This is a genomic window from Streptomyces chiangmaiensis, from assembly GCF_036281785.1.
Classification (GTDB): domain Bacteria; phylum Actinomycetota; class Actinomycetes; order Streptomycetales; family Streptomycetaceae; genus Streptomyces; species Streptomyces chiangmaiensis.
Window position 1 is genome coordinate 14,076 of the sequence record NZ_JAYWVC010000089.1, and the last position, 17,342, is coordinate 31,417.

The 17,342-nt window shown below is 71.3% G+C and carries 14 protein-coding genes; 6 read left to right on the forward strand and 8 right to left on the reverse strand.

Features of this window, described 5'->3' with window-relative positions; genetic code table 11:
* Positions 1–116: 116 nt before the first annotated feature.
* Both VXC91_RS23845 and VXC91_RS23850 read right to left on the reverse strand, forming a co-directional pair.
* Positions 117–962: an alpha/beta fold hydrolase gene (locus VXC91_RS23845; protein ID WP_329509362.1), complete on the reverse strand. Its 846-nt coding sequence runs from the start codon at positions 960–962 to the stop codon at positions 117–119.
* A 170-nt stretch (positions 963–1,132) separates the two neighbouring features.
* Complete coding sequence (locus VXC91_RS23850) at positions 1,133–1,825, reverse strand: alpha/beta fold hydrolase (protein WP_329509363.1); 693 nt, start codon at positions 1,823–1,825, stop codon at positions 1,133–1,135.
* Positions 1,826–2,000: 175 nt separating this feature from the next.
* Between VXC91_RS23850 and VXC91_RS23855 the strand changes: the two genes are divergently transcribed.
* Genes VXC91_RS23855 through VXC91_RS23860 form a run of 3 tightly spaced genes read left to right on the forward strand, consistent with a single transcriptional unit; the run spans position 2,001 to position 2,706 of the window.
* A complete protein-coding gene (locus VXC91_RS23855; protein ID WP_329509364.1) occupies positions 2,001–2,186 on the forward strand; it encodes a hypothetical protein in 186 nt (61 codons plus the stop codon).
* Positions 2,186–2,452: a hypothetical protein gene (locus tag VXC91_RS47045; RefSeq protein ID WP_408057455.1), complete on the forward strand. Its 267-nt coding sequence runs from the start codon at positions 2,186–2,188 to the stop codon at positions 2,450–2,452. The genes VXC91_RS23855 and VXC91_RS47045 overlap by 1 nt, the downstream gene beginning before the upstream one ends.
* Positions 2,449–2,706: a hypothetical protein gene (locus VXC91_RS23860; RefSeq protein ID WP_329509365.1), complete on the forward strand. Its 258-nt coding sequence runs from the start codon at positions 2,449–2,451 to the stop codon at positions 2,704–2,706. Before VXC91_RS47045 ends, VXC91_RS23860 begins: the two co-directional genes overlap by 4 nt.
* 18 nt (positions 2,707–2,724) lie before the next feature.
* Here VXC91_RS23860 and VXC91_RS23865 read toward each other — a convergent pair whose 3' ends face one another.
* The 4 genes from VXC91_RS23865 to mdlC form a co-directional block, all read right to left on the reverse strand.
* Positions 2,725–5,451 carry a helix-turn-helix transcriptional regulator gene (locus VXC91_RS23865; protein ID WP_329509366.1) on the reverse strand — a complete coding sequence of 909 codons (2,727 nt, stop codon included), beginning with the start codon at positions 5,449–5,451 and terminating at the stop codon, positions 2,725–2,727.
* A 525-nt stretch (positions 5,452–5,976) separates the two neighbouring features.
* A complete protein-coding gene (locus VXC91_RS23870) occupies positions 5,977–7,596 on the reverse strand; it encodes an amidohydrolase (RefSeq protein ID WP_329509367.1) in 1,620 nt (539 codons plus the stop codon).
* Positions 7,597–8,213: 617 nt separating this feature from the next.
* Positions 8,214–8,963, reverse strand: a complete 750-nt coding sequence (locus VXC91_RS23875) for an SDR family NAD(P)-dependent oxidoreductase (RefSeq protein WP_329509368.1) — start codon at positions 8,961–8,963, stop codon at positions 8,214–8,216.
* Between the two features lie 11 nt (positions 8,964–8,974).
* Complete coding sequence (gene mdlC / locus VXC91_RS23880; protein WP_329509369.1) at positions 8,975–10,558, reverse strand: benzoylformate decarboxylase; 1,584 nt, start codon at positions 10,556–10,558, stop codon at positions 8,975–8,977.
* Between the two features lie 352 nt (positions 10,559–10,910).
* Here mdlC and VXC91_RS23885 point away from each other — a divergent pair, with 352 nt between their 5' ends.
* Together VXC91_RS23885 and VXC91_RS23890 are read left to right on the forward strand one after the other, a co-directional pair.
* Positions 10,911–11,315, forward strand: a complete 405-nt coding sequence (locus VXC91_RS23885) for a tautomerase family protein (RefSeq protein ID WP_329509370.1) — start codon at positions 10,911–10,913, stop codon at positions 11,313–11,315.
* Between the two features lie 251 nt (positions 11,316–11,566).
* Entirely contained in the window at positions 11,567–12,355 is a 789-nt protein-coding gene (locus VXC91_RS23890) for an acetoacetate decarboxylase family protein (protein ID WP_329509371.1), read from the forward strand.
* 205 nt (positions 12,356–12,560) lie between these two features.
* Here the strand turns inward: VXC91_RS23890 and VXC91_RS23895 are convergent, their stop codons facing one another.
* Positions 12,561–15,431, reverse strand: a complete 2,871-nt coding sequence (locus tag VXC91_RS23895) for a helix-turn-helix transcriptional regulator (protein ID WP_329509372.1) — start codon at positions 15,429–15,431, stop codon at positions 12,561–12,563.
* A 260-nt stretch (positions 15,432–15,691) separates the two neighbouring features.
* Positions 15,692–16,324, reverse strand: a complete 633-nt coding sequence (locus VXC91_RS23900) for a TetR/AcrR family transcriptional regulator (protein ID WP_329509373.1) — start codon at positions 16,322–16,324, stop codon at positions 15,692–15,694.
* Between the two features lie 265 nt (positions 16,325–16,589).
* Between VXC91_RS23900 and VXC91_RS23905 the strand changes: the two genes are divergently transcribed.
* Complete coding sequence (locus tag VXC91_RS23905) at positions 16,590–17,249, forward strand: nuclear transport factor 2 family protein (protein WP_329509374.1); 660 nt, start codon at positions 16,590–16,592, stop codon at positions 17,247–17,249.
* Positions 17,250–17,342 lie beyond the last annotated feature (93 nt).

Consider the following 17,342-nt stretch of genomic DNA (forward strand, 5'->3'; position numbering starts at 1 on the left):
GCGCCTGGATCAGCGCCGACCACCCCCCGTACGGCTGAGCGGTGCCGCGGTCGGGTGGCCGCGGCACCGTCGTGCCTCGCCTTGTGCCGGGCCGGTCCGGCGCCCGGTGGCGCGGATCAGCGGGTGTCGGCGGCGGCCTGCTCGATGAGGCGTTCGACGACGTCGGGGTGGCTGATCATGACGACGTGCGATGCGCCGCGGACCTCAAAGACGCGGCGGGCGCCAGCCCGCTGGTACTCCCACCGTTCCACGGCCGCCGGAATCGCCTTGTCGGCGGTGGCGACCACGCCGTACGACGGGATGGTGCGCCACGCCGCCGCCGTGGTGACGTCCTCGAAGGAGGAGGCGCTGAACGGCCGCTGTCCGGCCGCCATCAGCGCGGCTTCGTTCTTGGAGACGTCGGCGGCGAAGACGTCGCGGAACCGGTCCGACCGGATGTAGAGGTCGGTGCCGGTGCTGCCGTCCGGGTTGGGGAAGGGCACCGGGTTCAGCGCGGCCTGGATCTCGCTGCCGGGGTACTTGTTGATGATGTCGCCGAGCTTCTCGCCGGTGTCGGGCACGAACGCGGCGACGTAGACCAGCGCTTTGACGTTCGGGTTCCCGGCCGCGGCGTTGGTGATCACGGCGCCGCCGTAGGAGTGCCCGACCAGGACGATCGGCCCCTGGATCGAGCGCAGGACGCTCGCGATGTAGGCGGCGTCGTTGGGTATGCCGCGCAGCGGGTTGGCCGGTGCCATCACCGGATACCCGTCCTTCTGCAACCGCGCCATCACGCCGTTCCAGTTGGAGGCGTCGGCGAAGCCGCCGTGCACTAGCACGACGGTCGGCTTGGGCGGGCGCGGGTGGCGGTCGCCGCCGGACGCGGATGCCGACGGCGTCAAGGTGGCGAACGCCGCGGCACCGGCGAGGGTGCACGCGGCGGCGCCGAGTGCGAACTTGCGGCGTCTGTGCGGGGATTTCACGATGGCTCTCCTCATGTGACGGGGTGGAGCGGTGCGGTGCCCGCACGTTGGAGCGTGGGGCGTCGGCCGGACAGGCCGGCGCCCCACGGTGCGGGGGCTGGGACCGGCGGCGGAGCTGGGCTCGGGGCCGGGGTGCGGGCGCTGGGCGGGGTGCGGTGTCCGGGCGCCGTTCAGCCGTTGGCGGCCTGCTTGATCAGATCGGCGACGGCGGAGGGCTGCGAGACGTAGACGGCGTGGCTGCCGGCGACCTCGATGGTGTGCGCGCCGATGCGCTCGGCCATCGCATGCTGGGCGGGCGGCGGGATCATGCGGTCGTCGGTGGCCACCAGGTACCAGGACGGCTTGGTGCGCCACGCCGGCGTCGCTACCGCGCCGCCGGCCGCGTCCAGGCCCCAGGGGACCTGCGAAACGGCGAGGAACTCGGCCTGGGTACGCGGGAGGTCGCCGGCGAAGGCGTCGGCGAACTTGTCGCGGTCCAGGAGCAGGTATCCGTTGACCGGCGGCAGGATCGGCGGGACCGCGGCACCCGGCGGCGGGTCGGCGATCAGGGTGTTCACGGACTCGCCCTTGTCGGGGGCGAACGCGGCGATGTACACCAGCGCGGCGACCTTGTCGTGGTTGCCGGCCTCGGTGACCACGACGCCGCCGTAGGAGTGGCCGACCAGGATGACCGGGCCGGGCTGCGCGTCGATGACCTGCCGAGTGGCGGCCACGTCGCCGTCCAGTGACAGCGTGGGGTTCTGCACGACGGCCACGTTGTAGCCGTCGGCCTTGAGAGCCTCATAGACCCCCTGCCAGCCGGAGCCGTCCACGAAGCCTCCGTGGACGAGTACGACGTTTCCGCGCGGCGTGCTGTCGCTCATCATTCCTCCCAGGTTCGCCGGGCCCGCGTGTGCGGCCCATGGCCCGAACTGTAGGAATGCCGGCGTATCGGCCGCCCCCGTCAGATGACGTAGTTCCGGTGGCACTTGCCTCACGCCGGCAGCCGGGCAGGCGTGTCTCGAAGGCCGGCCCGAGATCGTGCGGAACACCTGCACGATGCGCCTGCGCAGCATCCGCGAGACGCCCGGCCTGGACGATCTTGAACACTTCGGCCGCCTCGGCTGCGTCCCACTCCACGACAAGGAACCGTGGCATCCTGAGCGGGTTATCGAGCGTCACGCCCTGCGCGTCTGGATCTGGGACGCGGTCGAGAACTTCCTCCCAGACACCGCCTGGTCCTGATGCTGCGCCACTTCAGCGCACTCAGCTCCTACGCGGACATCGCGGCGGCGTGCGAGATGCCGGTCGGCACCGTGCGCAGCCGACTCCGCAGCCCGCGGCCTGATGGCCGAGGCTCTGCTGTCGACCGCCGGCCAGGCTCACGACGACGCAGCTGCACGGACCCAGGCCAGCCCGGCATGAAGTCGTCGCGACGCTGGACGCATCCGGGGTTGGCCTGCCTCTGCCGCGGGACATCGCCGAACTGTGGCCGAAGGACTTCGAGATGATCGGCAGGCTGGCCCAGCCTGGCGAACGCGTCCACCCCACCTCCGTGATGCAGCGCATGCTGGAGGTCGGCGTACGCCAGGACTTGCGGCAGGTGGCTGCTAGCCGCGACAGCACTATCGGGGAGATGGGCGTCACCCGCCCGCCCGGCAAGATCGATCCCTGCCCTCCGGGACTGGCCCGGGTCATGCTCCGCCGCAACGGCATCGTCCAAACGCCTGCGCGTCGTCTTCCCTGCACAGCTCCGGCCCAATAGCACGGGCTCCCGTGATCTCTACTGCTCGGGCGCTCGCAGGTCCGCGAGTGCGTCCCGCAGTGCTGCCCGCGAGCTGATCCCCAGCTTCGGGAACAGGTGGTAGAGGTGGGTGCTCACCGTGCGGGGGGAGAGGTAGAGCCGTTCGCCGATCTGCTTGTTCGTCAGTCCCGCGGCGGCAAGTGTGGCGATCTCGCGCTCCTGCGGCGTCAGTTGGGCGGTCGTCCCCGGGGCCGAGTGGGCGGCGGGCGTGCCGCTTGCGCGGAGTTCGGCGCGTGCCCGGGCCGCCCAGGGGGCGGCGCCGAGGCGTTCGAAGGTGCCCAGGGCGTCCGTCAGATGGTGTCGGGCCTGTGAGGCGCACTGTGCTCGGCGGAGGCGTTCGGCGTAGGCGAGTTGGATCCGGGCCTGCGTGAACGGCCAGCGGTCTGCTCCCGGGGTTGCGAGCGCGGTGTCGAACGCTGCGCGGAACGACGCGGCCGGGGCGGTCATCCCCGTCGCGCCGGCCGCGATCATGGCGAGCCGGGACGAGAAGTCGGCGACGCCTGAGCGATGGATGTCGGCGACGTGCGCACTGGCCTCTTTCTTCAGCCCGGCCCGGACGGCGGCCTCGACGAGGTCGAGCAGCACCCACAGCGCCGCAGGTTTGTGGGCAGGCAGTGTCTCTTGTGAGCAGATCTCGGCCGCATGGCGGTATGCCGTCTCGAACTCTCCGTGGCTCATCGCGTCGACGGCCTTCGCGTGCGCGGCGAGCTGGAGCACGAAGCCGTTGCGGTTCGGCGCCGCCCAGGAGACCAGGTCGTCGGCCAGACGCCGGACGGCCGTGCGGTCGCCGCGCGCGGCAGCGACCATCGCTTGGTCGTACTGCAGGAAGCCGCCGAGCAGCCGGTAGTGGTGCCGGGTCGTGACGGCGAGCCCCTCCTCGGCCAACTGGAGGACGCCGTCCCAGTCGCCGCTCAGCACGCCGTCGAACCCCAACAGCGCATACGCCTTGATGGCCGCCGCAACCGCGCCGCCGCTGCGGCCGTGCTCGACCACCCGCCACAGCGCATCGCGGCATCCGGCGATCCGGTCCACGTACAGCGCCGCGGTGCCCAGCCGCACCGCGTGGGCGTGATCGGCCTGATCGCCGATACCGGCAATCGCCTCGTCCAGCAGGGGGAGCGACGGCCCGGCCCGTCGCGTCGGCGCGAGATAGGTGTTGCCGAGCAGGTCCAGGATCTCCGGGGGCCCGACGCCGAGCCCGTCGAGGACCGCCCAGTAGTCCTCGGCCAGGTCGGCACGGCACCCGAAGGAGCAGTTCGCCTGCAAGACGTAGACCATCTCCGTGAGCGGCGCGTCCCATACCCCGACCGGGCGACGTGCGTTGCGCACCGCACCGAGCAGCAACCGGTGGGCGGTGTCGATATCGCCCCCGCTGTTGACCAGGTAGGCCGCGGCGGCGACAGTAGCCACCGCGTGGCCTTGCCCGATGTGTTCGGTGACGAGCACCCGTGCGTCGGTGAGGTCCCCGGTGACGTCGGCACCGAGGTAGGCAGCGAACATGGCGCGGCGCTGATGGTCGTCAGCCTTCGGGCTCAGCTCCGCGGCGCGCAGGAGCAGACCGATCGCACCGACCGGGTCGCCGCGCCCCTTCGTCCGCAGTGCGGCCTCCTCGAGCAGCTGCGCGATCTGCTCGTCCGGCGCCGATGCCGCCTCCGCGAGATGCCATGCGCGCTGCTCGGAACCTTCCGGATGCCGTCCTGCCAACCGTCTGTGTGCCCCGCGCCGCTCTGATTCGGTGGACAGCTCGACGACCGCGGAACGGGTGAGCGGGTGCCGGAACTCGATTCCGCGGGTGACCGGATGAATACGGATCAGCCGGGCGCGCTCGGCCGGTTCGAGCTCACCGGCCGAGACCCCCGGGAACAGGACGCCTGTCCCGTCGAGCGCCGCGAGGAGCAGCTGGGCACGCGTATTGGCGGGGAGCCCCTCGATCCGCCGGGCGAAGGTCAGCCGCAACCGTCGGCCGACCGACGTCCGGCCGAGCGAAGGTTCGGCCGACGAGCCGAGCCGCGCCGGAAGTTCGATCAGCGCCAGCGGATTGCCCTGAGCTTCGGTGATGACCTGCCGCGCGGCACGCGGCGGCATTTCGGGGAACGCGTCGGTGAGGAGCACCGCCGCATCGTCGTCGTCGAGCGGCCCGATGGGGATATCCGCGAGGCCGGCCTCCTCGAACACGCTGCCCTCGCCTGTCCGCACGACGCCCAGCAGGCCGACCCGCGAGCTGCCCAGCCGCCGCGCGAGGATGCCGAACAGGGTGGCGCTCGCGCGGTCAAGCCACTGCAGGTCGTCGACCACCACCAGCACCGGTTCCCTGTCGGCAGCTTCGGCCAGCAGGGCAAGCAGCGAGTTCGTCAGCGCCAGCTGATCCGGCGCGGGCCCCTCCGCAAGGCCCACCGCGACGCCGATCGCACGCCGGGCATCGGACGAGACCCGGGCCAGCTCCGCAGCGAGCGGAGCGACCAGCTGATGGAGCCCGGCGAAGCTCACCTCCGCCTCGAACTCGACGCCCGACGCCCGCAGTACGCGCGTGCCGAGTTCCGCAGCGTGGGCTGCCGCGGCGTCGAGGAGCGACGTCTTGCCCACGCCCGCCTCGCCTACGACGAGCAGCGAACCGCCGCCCGTCGCCACCGCGTCGACAAAGCCACGCAGCACACCCAGCTCGCGATCACGCCCCACGAGCCTTCTGCCCCACATCCACCCCGGCACGTCGCGATTCTACTGAGCCACCGCAGCCTTCCACAGCGTCACGAAGGCCGGGAGCACCCACCTGCCACCCGAACTGCTCATCGACGACCACGCCCGTGAAGTGGCGGAGTATCTGAGCACCCTGCGCCTCAAGACCCGGGGCCGGGCGATGTCCCTGCCGGACCTGACCGGCACCCACCTCCCCAGAGTCGCGCCTTCCGCCGCGAGCCCGCAGACCAGGCCCGCGACGCCACCCACGCCCACCGCCTTCACGCCCCGGTCCCCCGTCAGCAGGCAGCCGACCGCTCCCACCTGTACCGCGTCGCCCAGCAGAAAGACCCCACGGTGACCGGGGCCTCCCGGTAGCGGCTGCGGCGTATTGTGCGTGTCTCGCGCGCGGCGGAAGCAGGTGGGTTCATCCAACGGGGCGCGCGTGGCCAGGACAGGGCTACCGGCAACAAAGTGGACTGTTCACCACGGGCAGTTGGCTACCGCGGGCGCCGTGCCCGCGGTAGCCAACCGTTCGGGGCCGACATCCGATCCCGCCTACTGCGTTCCGGTGGGGGCGATCAGGCGGCCGCCGACGAAGGTGTGGGTGGGGTGGAGGTCGCGGAGGGCGTCGCCGGGGCAGTGGGCGGGGTCCTGGTCCCAGATGGTGAAGTCCGCCCAGCGGCCCGGGGTCAGCGTGCCCCGCAAATGGGACTCGCCCGTGAGGTGGGCCGCCTGGGTGGTGTGCAGGGTGAGGGCCTCGTCGTAACTGATCGCGTGCTCGGGGCCCTTGACGCCGATGACCGTCTGCCTCGTCGTCATGCCCCACACCGAGCGCATCGCGCCGAACTGGCCGACCGGGAAGTCGGAGCCGGCACTGACCTGGGCGCCCAGGTCGATCCAGCCGCGGGCCGGGAAGAGTCGGGCGACGCGTTCCGGGCCCCAGAAGACCTCCTCGACCTCGGCGGTGTCGTGCAGCAGCGGCTGCTGGATGGTGACGGGGATGCCGAGGGCGACGGCGCGGGCGCGCTGCTCGGGGCCGGCGAGACCGCCGTGCTCCATGACCAGCGTGCCGGCGGGCAGGCCGGGGTTGCGCTCCAGGACGCGTTCGTAGACGTCGAGGAGGTTACGCACGGCGCGGTCGCCGTAGGCGTGGGTGCCGACCCGCCAGCCGCGCCGGATGACCGCCTCGACCGCCTCGACCAGCGCGTCCGGCTCCCAGATCAGCATCCCGGAGAAGGAGTGGTCACAGGCGTACGGCTCCTCGGTGGCCCCGGCCTCCAGGCCGCCGTCGAGGCCGAACTTGACGCCCCACACCGACAGCCAGGGGTCGGAGGTATCGCGCCACGCCTCCATGACGTCGAGGAGGTCCTCCACTTGGGCCGCGCTCGTCATGCCCAGCGCCGAGATCAGCGCGCGCACCCTGATGTGCAGCACGCCCGCCTCGCGGGCGGCCAGCAGGACCTGGTAGTCCTCGGGGGCGACCGCGCAGTCCCGCACGGTGCCGATGCCGGTGGCGGCGTAGTCGTGGGTGGCGATGCAGAGTCCTTCGATGCGCTCGGTCTGGTCGGGGGACGGGACCAGGCGCTCCACCAGGTGCAGGGCGTTGTCGATGAGCCGGCCATCCAGCTTGCCGTCGGCGCCGCGGCCGATGGTGCCGCCGGGCGGTACGGGGGTGTCCTCGGTGATGTCGGCGAGGCGCAGCGCGTAGGTGTTGACGACGTCGTTGTGGCCGCCGCGCTTGACCAGGACCGGGTGCCGGTCGGTGGCGGTGTCGAGTTCGGCGGCGGTGGGCATGCGGCGCTCGGCCAGGTTGAGTTCCTGCCAGTTGGTGGTGGTGCGGATCCACTCGCCCTCGGGGGTGATGGCGGCCCGCTGCCGGATCAGGTCGAGGAACTCGGGGATGGTGCGGGCCTGGTGGACGGGGACGTCCTGGGCGCCGAGCGCGGCGAAGATCAGGTGGGTGTGGGTGTCGTCGAAGGCGGGCAGCACGGTCGCGCCGGGCAGATCGCGGACTTCCGTCCTCGCGGTGATCAGGTGGTCGAGGCCGTGCGGGTCGGCGGCCACGGCCGCGATCCGGTCGCCGCGCACGGCCAGGGCCCGCTGCGGGGCCTGGCCGGGTACCAGGGTGTGCACCGCGCCGGCATGGATCAGCAGGTCGGCTCCGTGGTCGGTCATCGTCTTCTCCTTCAGCTCGCAGCGTTTCGAAGGTGTCGCTGACGAGACTGTTGTGGAAGCCGCTCGGTAATTCGCCGCCATATTCCGATCGGCAACGCAGGAAACACGTCACGCATGCACATCGTCATGCAGATCATGCGCCATCATCGGTCCGGGCGGACCAAGGAGCGCAGTCGCTCCGCTCGCATCGCGCGGAGCGGTCTACCGTCAGACAACGAGCGGAACAGCACGCGCCCTTCTCCCCTTCTGCGGAAACCGTCCGCCTCCGGGCAGTGCGAGAGCAGTTGGCCGCCGAGGCGCAGCAGTGGTGGCAGGCGCTTGTCACGCGTCTTCTCCGACAATCCGGCGGCTGGCTGTGCCCTCGGCGTAGACGGCTCTGTTCTGTCCGTCGTGATGCGGCAACAGGGCCTCAACTCCCTGCCCACCCAGACTCCCGGCCTCGCGCACAGCGAACGTCCGACCCTGGAGAACCTGACCAAGCGGGACAAGACCCTGTGGTGGCTCACCTCCATCGGGTCCAACGTTGTGCCACGCTCAAGGAAGGGTTCGCCACCGCTCCGGGTGTCACCGCCATCAACTGCTGCGACCGTGCCGGCCTACGCCGGTTTTTTGATGCCCTAGAAACTGGTCCGGGTTCCGCCGTCGATCGTCACCATCGCGCCGGTGACGTAGGAAGCGGCGGGCGACAGCAGAAACGCTGCGATGCGGCCGAACTCCCCCAGGGTGCCAAGCCGGCGCAGCGGGATACCGGCGGCGGTTCGGTCCGCGTCGCCGGTGATCGACTGGAGTTCGAGGGCCCGGTCGGTCGCGATGTGCGCGGGTACCAGGCCGACCACGCGCACGCCCCGGGGGCCGAGTTCACCGGCGAGGGTCTTCGCGTAACCGGCCAGGGCCGGGCGCAGGGCGTTGGAGACGGCGAGGCCGGGGATCGGCTCGTACACCGAGGTGGAGAGCACGAAACCGATCACCCCGCCCTCGCCCAGCTGCGCGGCGACGGCCCGCGACAACCGCACCGCGCCCAGGAAACCCGACTCGAAGGAGGCCCGCCACTGTTCGTCGTCGACGGCGTCCGTGGTGCCCGTCGGCGGGCCGCCGACGCTGATGAGCGCGCCGTCCAGCCCTCTGAACGCCTCGCGTGCCGATGCGATCAGCCGGTCCGGCGTTGCGGGGTCGGCGTTGTCGGCGACGACGCCGACCGCCTGCGCCGGGCCGCCGAGCTCCGCCTCCGCCGCGGCCAGCGAGTGCGTGCTGCGCCCGCTGACCACCACCTTCGCACCGCCGGAGGTCAGCTCGCGGGCGGCGGCCAGACCGAGACCGCGGGTGCCGCCGGTGACGATGTAGACACGGTCCTTGAGTCCGAGATCCATCACTGCTCCCGTTACAGCATCGCCTTCTGGGGCTGGGTGGCCACCACGATGACGGTGGTGGTGTCGGCGGTCAGGGCCGCCTTGAACTCGCGTTGCAGGTCCTCGGTCGTGTCGACGTCGACCGCGCGGCAACCGAAGCCGCGGGCCACACCCGCGATGTCCAGTCCGGGCAGGTCGAGACCGGGGACGCCCGGCGTCTCCTCCAGCACCGCGAACGACTTCAGGATCGAGTACTCCTGGTTGCGCATCACGACGTAGACGATGGGCAGCCGGTGCTGCGCCGCCGTCCAGATGGCCTGCACGGAGTACTGGAAGGAACCGTCGCCGATCAGTCCGACGACCGGCCGGGGAACGCCACGCTGCCGGTCGGCCAGGGCGATCCCGACGGCCGCCGGTGTGCCCCAGCCGATGCCGCCGCTGGCCGTGGCGAAGAAGGAGCCGCTCCGGGTGGTGGGCAGCCACTCGATCTGCTGGGCCATGGTGGAGGTCGACTCGTTGACGATGACGGCGTCGGCCGGCTTGACGCTGCTCAGGGCGGCGTAGACCTCAGGGGGCGTCAGCGGGCTGTTCGGCGCCTCCGGAAGCACCCGGGGGCGCGCCATCGGCTCGGGAGCGGTCCGCGCGGTTCCGTCCGCGACCGCGGCCAAGAGCTGCTCGATCGCTGTCTTGGGGTCGCCGAGCAGGCTGTCGCCCACCCGCGCCGCCGCGGCGACGTCGGGGTTGCCGGTGATCTGGAGGAGCTCCGTGCCGTCGGGCAGGTAGGGGCCCGGGACGTAGGGGTAGTAGCGGAACACCTCGGCGCCGATCACGACGACCAGGTCGTGCCCGGTCAGCCGGTCGCTGATCGTCTTCACCGACATGCCGAGCGGCCCGCGGAACAGGGGGTGGTCCTCGGGGAAGGACGCGCGGTCGAGCAGCGGGGAGCCGTAGACGGCCGCGCGCAGCTTCTCGGCGAGGGCGACCGCCGCGTCCCAGCCGCCGGCCTTGTCCACCTCCGGACCGAACACCAGCGCGGGACGGCGGCTGGCGGAGATGCGGTCGGCGAAGCTCCGTAGCCGGTCGGGGTCGGGCAGGACCCGGGCGCTGAAGGTCCGCGTGCGCGTGAAGCCGGACAGGGGGCGCTTCCAGTCGTCCATCGGCACGGACAGGTAGACGGGGCCGGCGGGCGGCTGCAGGGCCACTGCGTACGCCCGCAGGAACGCCTCCGGGACGTCCTCGGCGCGCGCGGGCTCGTACGACCACTTCACCCAGGGCTTGGGGAGCGTGGTGGCTTCCCGGTTGCCCAGGTAGGGCTCGCCGATCAGCAGTTCCCGGTGCTGCTGGCCGGAGGTGACGATCAGCGGGGTGTTGCCGTGGTAGGCGGCCACCAGGTTGCCGACGGCGTTGCCCAACCCCGCCGAGGAGTGCACGTTGACCAGCGCGGGCCGACCGGTGACCTGGGCGAAGGTGTCAGCCATCGCGATCACGGAAGCCTCCTGCAAGGCCAGTACGTAGGTGAAGTCCTCAGGGAACTCCTGCAGGAAGGGCTGCTCGGTGGAGCCCGGATTTCCGAAGACGGTGGTCAGTCCGAGAGAGCGCAGCAGATCGTAGGTCACGCTCCGGACAGTGGCTTGCTCAGTCATGGCTACCTACCAGCTTTCGTGCCGGGACCGGTGGGGGGAGGATTCATGACATAGTTCCCCGCGCCGCCCGCCAAGGCTTCCGTCCAATGACTGAAGAGCCTGCTTAAGCGTGTGCCCTCCGCAGGGAACGCGCCGCCCGCGCAGCTCCGGGCCTCCGCCGCAGTTGCGGCCTCAGTCGGATGACCGAAGGCGAAACCCCGTGACCCGCCGGAGGGTGGTACGAGCCGTCGCGGATCTCCGCGAGCGAGCCGGCCGACGGCGTCGAACCCGGAGCCGTACACGAAAGACCCGTGGACGGTGATCCCCGGTCCGAAGAGGAGCCGACATGCCCGTCTACACCTGCACCGCCGCCCAGGGGACCCTGACCAGTGGGTCGAAGGCCGCGCTGGCGGCCGAGATCACCAGGATCCACGTGGCGATCAACCATGTGCCACCGGCCTACGTCAACGTGGTCTTCTCCGAGCCGCCTCCGGACAGCGTCTTCGCCGGCGGCGAACCGGGAGCCCCGTTGATCATCAACGGATGGGTCCGGCGGGGGCATCCGCAGCAGGAGGCCACGCGGCTGGCGCTGGAGCTGTCCTCTGCCGCCGCCCGGATCGCCGGGGTGGCGGAGGACCACGTGATGGTGGTGCTCCAGGACGGCCCCGCCCGTTCCGCCGTCGAAGGCGGCCGGGTTCTGCCCGAACCCGGACAGGAGAAGGAGTGGCTGGCACGCCAGGGTGAGACCTGACCGAAGACGGCCGCGCGGGACCGGCCGCAGCCGCTGGGATCCCTGTCCAGCGCACCTCACCGGCGGCCGCAGACGGTCACGGATCAGCTCGGTCCCGCCCTCGTCGGGCCGCCTGCCGAGTGAATTCAGTACCTGGCCGGGCTGCTCCTCTTCCCGCGCGTACGCGAAGCAGTCATTTGACCCAAGCCGGTCGGCGTGTGGGTGCGGAGTATGGATCGGTCCGGCCCGACCCTCGTTCTGTGGAGGTATCCATGCTGAAGGGCTACACCTACCCGCTGTCCCCTCGCGGAGAGGCGAATCTCGCCCCCGCTCCGCCGTGGCACTACGCCGGTGACATCGTCGGCGTCGAGTTCTGGACGGACCCGGCGGCGGCCGCGGCGACCCTCCCGGAGGGGCTGACTCCGGACGCCGGGTCCGACGGGCGCGTGGTGGCGCTCTTCGTCGACTGGCAGTTCTCCGCGGAGAACGACGAGTACCTCGACCCGGTGCGCAGCCAGTACCGCGAGTTCATGCTGCTGGTGGACGCCCGGTTCCGGGACCAGCCGGTGTCCTGGTGCCCGTACATCTACGTCGACAACGACCTCGCCATGGCCCGCGGCTGGGTTCAGGGCTTCCCGAAAAAGCTGGGCTCGGTGGCCCAGACCCGCGTCTTCGCCGCGCCCGGCAAGGCATCGCCGTCCCTCGCGGCGGGCGGGAAGTTCGGCGCGTCCCTGTCGGCTGCCGGGCACGCCCTGGCTGAGGCGCAGGTCACCCTGGAGGAGCCGGCGAGCGATCCCGCGGCCCTGTTCCGGCCCACGGTCAACCTCAGGCACTTCCCGTCGCTGGCCGCCAGCCAGTACGACAAGCCCGCCGTGCACGAACTGGTCATGGCTGACTTCGGCGACCGGCAGCTCGCCGACGTCTGGGTCGGCTCCGGCGACATCAGCCTCTTCCCCGCCCGCGGCGAGGAACTCGCGGACCTGGCGCCCGTGCGCACCGGCACCGGTTTCCGCGCCTCGATGTCCTACACCGTGACGGAGGTGCACCGGCTGGGCGAGTAGCGGGACAGGTCGGGACCGCCCGCCCGGCCGCTGTGGTGGAGGTGATGGCCGCCCGGCAGCAACTCCCCGAACCAGCTGACGATCAAGCTCAGCCAGGCCAAGGGGGTTCGTCCTCTGGGCCGCCCGCACCGTGTCGTCCGGCCGCGGCGACGAACTCCCCGAACTGGCCCGCACGAACGCCGTACACCGCCTGTCCTCCCAGGCTTCACAGCGTGTGGTCGTCCTCCTCGGCCGCGGCCAGTGCTTCCAGCGCCCCACGAAGGGCGGCCCGGGACGTGATGCCCAGCTTGGGGTACAGGCGGTACAGATGGGAGCCGACCGTGCGGTGCGACAGGAACAGCCGCTCGCCGATCTGCTTGTTGCTCAGGCCGGTCGCCGCGAGTTCGGCGATCTGCCGTTCCTGGGCGGTCAGCGGCTCCGGCACCGCGTCGGGCCGGGCGACGGACACGCCGGTCGCGCGCAATTCGGCCGTGGCCCGCTGGGCCATCATCGCGGCGCCGATCCGGTCGAACGTCTCCAGAGCCGCGCTCAGCTGCACCCGCGCCCCGGCCATGTCGTGGGTGCGTCGTAGCCACTGGCCGTACGCGAACTGGATGCGTGCGTAGTCCCAGGGCCAGCGGGCGGCGTCCGGGAGGGCCAGGGCGGCCTCGAACAGCTTCGCGGCGTCCCCGTCGCCCGCTGCGACGGCGGCGGCCCCCGCGGTGATCAGCTCGATGCGGGGCCCGATACGGGGGATGCCGGCTTCCTGGGCGGCGCGGACATGTGCCTGCGCGTCCTCGATACGGCCCGTGCGGACCGCCGCCTCCACGTAGTCCAGGACCATCCACCGGCCCGGAACACCGGGGGTGGGGACTCCCGGCGGGCCGATCCGCGCCGCCTGCACGAGGGCCTCCTCGAAGTCGCCCTGCCCGAGGGCCGCGAGATTGCGCGCCGACCGTGCGTAGCCCTCCGTCACGTCCATGCCGCGCGGTGCGGCCCAGGTCGTGGTCTCCTCGCTGCGGGTACGGGCCAGAGCGGCGTTGCCGCGCAGTGCGGCACCCGAGGCCAGGACGGCCCGGACCTGGTGCTCCCAGAACTGGTAGCCGTAGACCACCGCTAGGTCCAGCCCCTCCTGCGCGAGCCGTTCCGCCTCGTCCCACTGTCCGTGGACGTAGGAGTCCTGGCAGAGCAGCATCAGCGCGGGGATCACCATGCCGATGGCGCCGCCGTCGCGCTCTCGTTCGATCATGCGGTGCAGCAGGTGGCGGTAGTCGGACAGAGCGTCCAGGGCGACGGCGGCGAACCCGAGCGGGACGATCTGCCAAGGGGCCGCGTCGGTGGGCAGTGCGGCGAACGCGTCGGCGAGTCCCTCCCGGATCGCGTCGGACTTGCGGGTGGGATCGACGTATGCGTCGTAGCACAGCCGGAACGTGCTGACCGCCTCCGGCGGGAACCGGGCCATCGCGGTGTCGAGCAGCTTCCACGGTTCGGGCCGCAGGGTGAAGAGGCTGACCAGCAGCAGGGTGTACAGGATCCCGAGGTGGTCCCAGTTGTCGGTCCGGGCGCCACCGGTGACGTCGTCGAGGGCCCTGGCCAGCAGCCGGTAGGCGGCATCCACGTCGCCCTCGTCATGGGTGAGGAGGTGGGCGGTGGCGGCGAACACCAGACCGGTCGGAGTGTCCGGGGTCTGTCCCGCGTTGGCCAACAGCCGGTTCACCTGGTCCAGTTGGCCGGTCATGGTGGCGAGGAAGGCGGCCTCGACCAGGCGGCGGGACCGGTCGACCGGGTGCGGGCTGAGCTCACCGGCGCGCATCAGTGCCGTGACCGCGGCGGACGCGGCCACCCGCCGCCGGTCCGAGACCAGCGCCCCGACCGGTGCCGACCGGTCGCCGGGGGTGGTACCGCGCCGCCAGGCGGCCAGCGCCGCCTCGTCCAGCGCCCGCGCCACCGCCTCGTCCGGTCCGGTGGCGGCCTCGGCGAGATGCCAGGCGTGGCGCTCGGGATCGTCGTCCAGGGCGGCGGCGAGCGCCTCGTGCGCGGCTCGGCGCTCGCAGGGTGGGGCCAGGTTCACGACGGCCGTGGCGATCAGTGGGTGGCAGAACGTGAGACCGCAGCCGGCCGCCGGCGCGCGGACCAGACCGGCTCGCTCGGCCGGTACGAGGTCGTCGATGTCGGCAGATCCCTCCGCGGCGGTACGCAGGACGGTGAGTCCGGCGCCGGAGTCCAGGGCGGCCAGCAGCAGGAGCCTGCGCGTCGGCGCGGGCAGCTCCGCGAACAGTCCGGCGCAGGTGGCCTCCAGCCGTCGTGAGAGCGGCAGCCGGTCGGGCAGCGGGTCCTGGCCTCCGCGCTGCCGGGCGGTCAGCGCGGCGGGCAGCTCCTGGAGCGCGAGCGGGTTGCCATCGGCTTCGGCCAGCAGGCGCCGTCGCACCGCGGGCGCCAGCCCCGGGGCGTGCGCGTCCAGGACGGCCCCGGACTCCTCCGTGCCGAGCGACCCGACCCGGCGCTCGGGCAGCCCGGACCGGCGGAACAGGTCTTCGGTGCCGGTCCTGGAGGCGGCGAGGAAGACGATCGGGGCGTCCGCGATACGCCGTACGACAAAGCCCAGGACAGCCGCGCTGACCTCGTCGAACCACGCCACGTCGTCCGCGAGCAGCAAAAGTCCACGCTCGGCCGTGGTCAGCTCCAGAAGGGCGAGCACCGCCGTCGACACCACCTGCTCCGGAGCGGGGGTCCGGGACAGGCCGAAGAGCTCGTGGAGGGCATCGCGATGGTGCTCGGTGAGCCGGTCGACGTCATGGCGTACGGGGTACAGCAGCTGGTGCAGCGCCGAGAACGCGATCCGGGCCTCCGCCTGCACGCCGCACGCGCGCAGGACCCGCATTCCGAGAACCGTGGCCCGGGCCGCCGCCGCGTCCAGGAGAGCCGTCTTGCCTACTCCGGGCTCGCCGTACATCAGAAGTCCCGAGCCGCCCTGGCCGGGAGCGGCGAGCAGGGAGTCGATCAGCTCCAGCTCGCCCGCACGTCCCAGCAGCTGCGCCCCCGCCACGGACGATCGGGGCGTTTCCGGGGCCTGACGGCGCCTCTCGGAGGTGCTCACTGTTTGAATATAGACCCACCAAATTGTTTGAGCGTGCAAACAGTTGCCCACACGGCGAGATGGGCTGAGGACCGGTGAGATGTACCCCCGATGCCCAGGAGATCCGCCCGGGAAGACTCCGGGCCGACGGCTCGGGGCAGAGCGCGCTGTTCGGGCCGGTGAGGCCGCAGTGCCGAATCGCCGGCGAACCGGCGGGCAGGCCGGGGTTGCGCGCCAAGGGCAGTCGACTCTCACGTCCAAGCCGGCTGTATCAGCCCGGTTCAGCCGGCGTTCGGGGAGCCGCGGAGTGCTCCGGCCAACACGGGGACCAGCCACCGTTCGATCTGCTCCGGGGGCTCATCGGCCAGTTCGGTTCCTATGGGCGCCAACACGAGCCAGTTCAGCAGGCCGGCCGCGCACCTGATGCGGAAGTTCCACTCCCGCTCGTCGACGCCGGGAATCTTCGCCGAGAGGTGCCTGACAACATCCCGGCGGGACTGCTGGAACTTCGCCGTCAGCCGGCCCCAGCCCTCTGGGGGGTCGATCCCGACGCGAGCCACCGTCCGCATGACCGCCAGATCCCGTCCGCCGACCGCCAGCGCACGCATCATCGGCCCGGCGAACGCCGCGGCCACGTCCTCGACACCGGACGCGGTGCCGAGCGAGGCGACCTCGTCGATCTGCGCGTCGAGGTACCGCTCCAGCGCGTTCTCGATCGCCGAGTCGCACAGCGCCTTCAGTGACCCGAAGTGGTAGCTCACCGCGGACACGTTGGCTCCGGCTCGGTCGGTGATCTCGCGAAGGCTCACGCCCTCCTGGCCACGTTGCGCGAGCAACTCCTGCGCGGCGGCCAGCAGGCCGTCCCGTGTCCGCTGGCCGGCCTCACGGCGCTGGTCTGTCCGTTCTGTCACCATGAAGAGAACTCAAACAGCTGCTTGATTTTACTGTCAAGCGCTCATCGCCTCGGGGCGGCTCGTCGGGCGACCGTGAAACGCCAGGTCGGCGCCCTCCTCTAGGCACGCGACAGACATCGCCCGGCAAGTAAATCAATCATTCGCTTGACATGTCTGCAGGGCCGTCCGTAAAGTCAAGCGAGCGTTTGATTTAAGAGCGCCCGCAGCGGCGCGAACCCGTCTCGACGGATCCCGGATCCGGAGAACCGACACAGAGGACCACGACATGAAGTCGCTCGGATGGAAGACGATCATCGCCACGGCCGCGGTCACAAGCCTGGCCGGTCTCACCCTCGCCGCCGCACCGACACAGGCCGCAAGCCCCGTCCCCGGCAGCACGCACGTCCACACCGCCGGCCACACTCAGGCCCCCGCGGCCCTCAGCCCTCGCGAGCTGTCGGCGCTGCCCCTCACCGACCGCCACCTGACCCGGCACGAGATAGCCAATCTCGCGGTCGTGCTGAACGCGTACCACGTGGCGGAGGGCAACAGCCTGGACCCGGACGCGTTCGTCGACAGCTTCGCCAAGGACGGCGTCTTCAACGACATGGTCGCCGGCGCGGCCTACCGCGGCACAGCTCTCGGTGACGTCCCGCGCTACATGGTCGGCCTCTTCCCCGACGTCCACCGTGAACTCAAGCGCATCACCGTGAACGGCGACACGATCAGCATCGAACTGTCCATCCAAGGCACGTTCGAGGGCCCGCTGCAGTCACCGGCGGGCACCGTCAAGCCGAACGGCGCGAAGGTCGACGTGCCGACCGCCGACTTCTGGTACCTGCGCAACGGCAAGGTCGAGAAGTTCAACTGCTTCGTCGGCTACACGAAGATGTACGCCGACATGGGCGTGAACATCGACTGGGCCTCCGCGGTCAACAAGCACTGAGCCGTACGACATCTGGCACGCGACAACTGATCACCATCGACAGCGAACAGGCCCGGGTCTTTGACCTGGGCCTTTTCCATCGAGGAGTGACGA

What these genes read in the sequence shown, in the direction of transcription:
- VXC91_RS23875 (WP_329509368.1), bottom strand. Translation starts at nt 8,963, where the DNA reads ATGGATCTCGGACTCAAGGACCGTGTCTACATCGTCACCGGCGGCACC.
- VXC91_RS23900 (WP_329509373.1), bottom strand. Translation starts at nt 16,324, where the DNA reads ATGGTGACAGAACGGACAGACCAGCGCCGTGAGGCCGGCCAGCGGACA.
- VXC91_RS23850 (WP_329509363.1), bottom strand. Translation starts at nt 1,825, where the DNA reads ATGAGCGACAGCACGCCGCGCGGAAACGTCGTACTCGTCCACGGAGGC.
- VXC91_RS47045 (WP_408057455.1), top strand. Translation starts at nt 2,186, where the DNA reads ATGCTGCGCCACTTCAGCGCACTCAGCTCCTACGCGGACATCGCGGCG.
- VXC91_RS23905 (WP_329509374.1), top strand. Translation starts at nt 16,590, where the DNA reads ATGAAGTCGCTCGGATGGAAGACGATCATCGCCACGGCCGCGGTCACA.
- VXC91_RS23890 (WP_329509371.1), top strand. Translation starts at nt 11,567, where the DNA reads ATGCTGAAGGGCTACACCTACCCGCTGTCCCCTCGCGGAGAGGCGAAT.
- VXC91_RS23855 (WP_329509364.1), top strand. Translation starts at nt 2,001, where the DNA reads ATGCGCCTGCGCAGCATCCGCGAGACGCCCGGCCTGGACGATCTTGAA.
- VXC91_RS23860 (WP_329509365.1), top strand. Translation starts at nt 2,449, where the DNA reads ATGATCGGCAGGCTGGCCCAGCCTGGCGAACGCGTCCACCCCACCTCC.
- VXC91_RS23870 (WP_329509367.1), bottom strand. Translation starts at nt 7,596, where the DNA reads ATGACCGACCACGGAGCCGACCTGCTGATCCATGCCGGCGCGGTGCAC.
- VXC91_RS23885 (WP_329509370.1), top strand. Translation starts at nt 10,911, where the DNA reads ATGCCCGTCTACACCTGCACCGCCGCCCAGGGGACCCTGACCAGTGGG.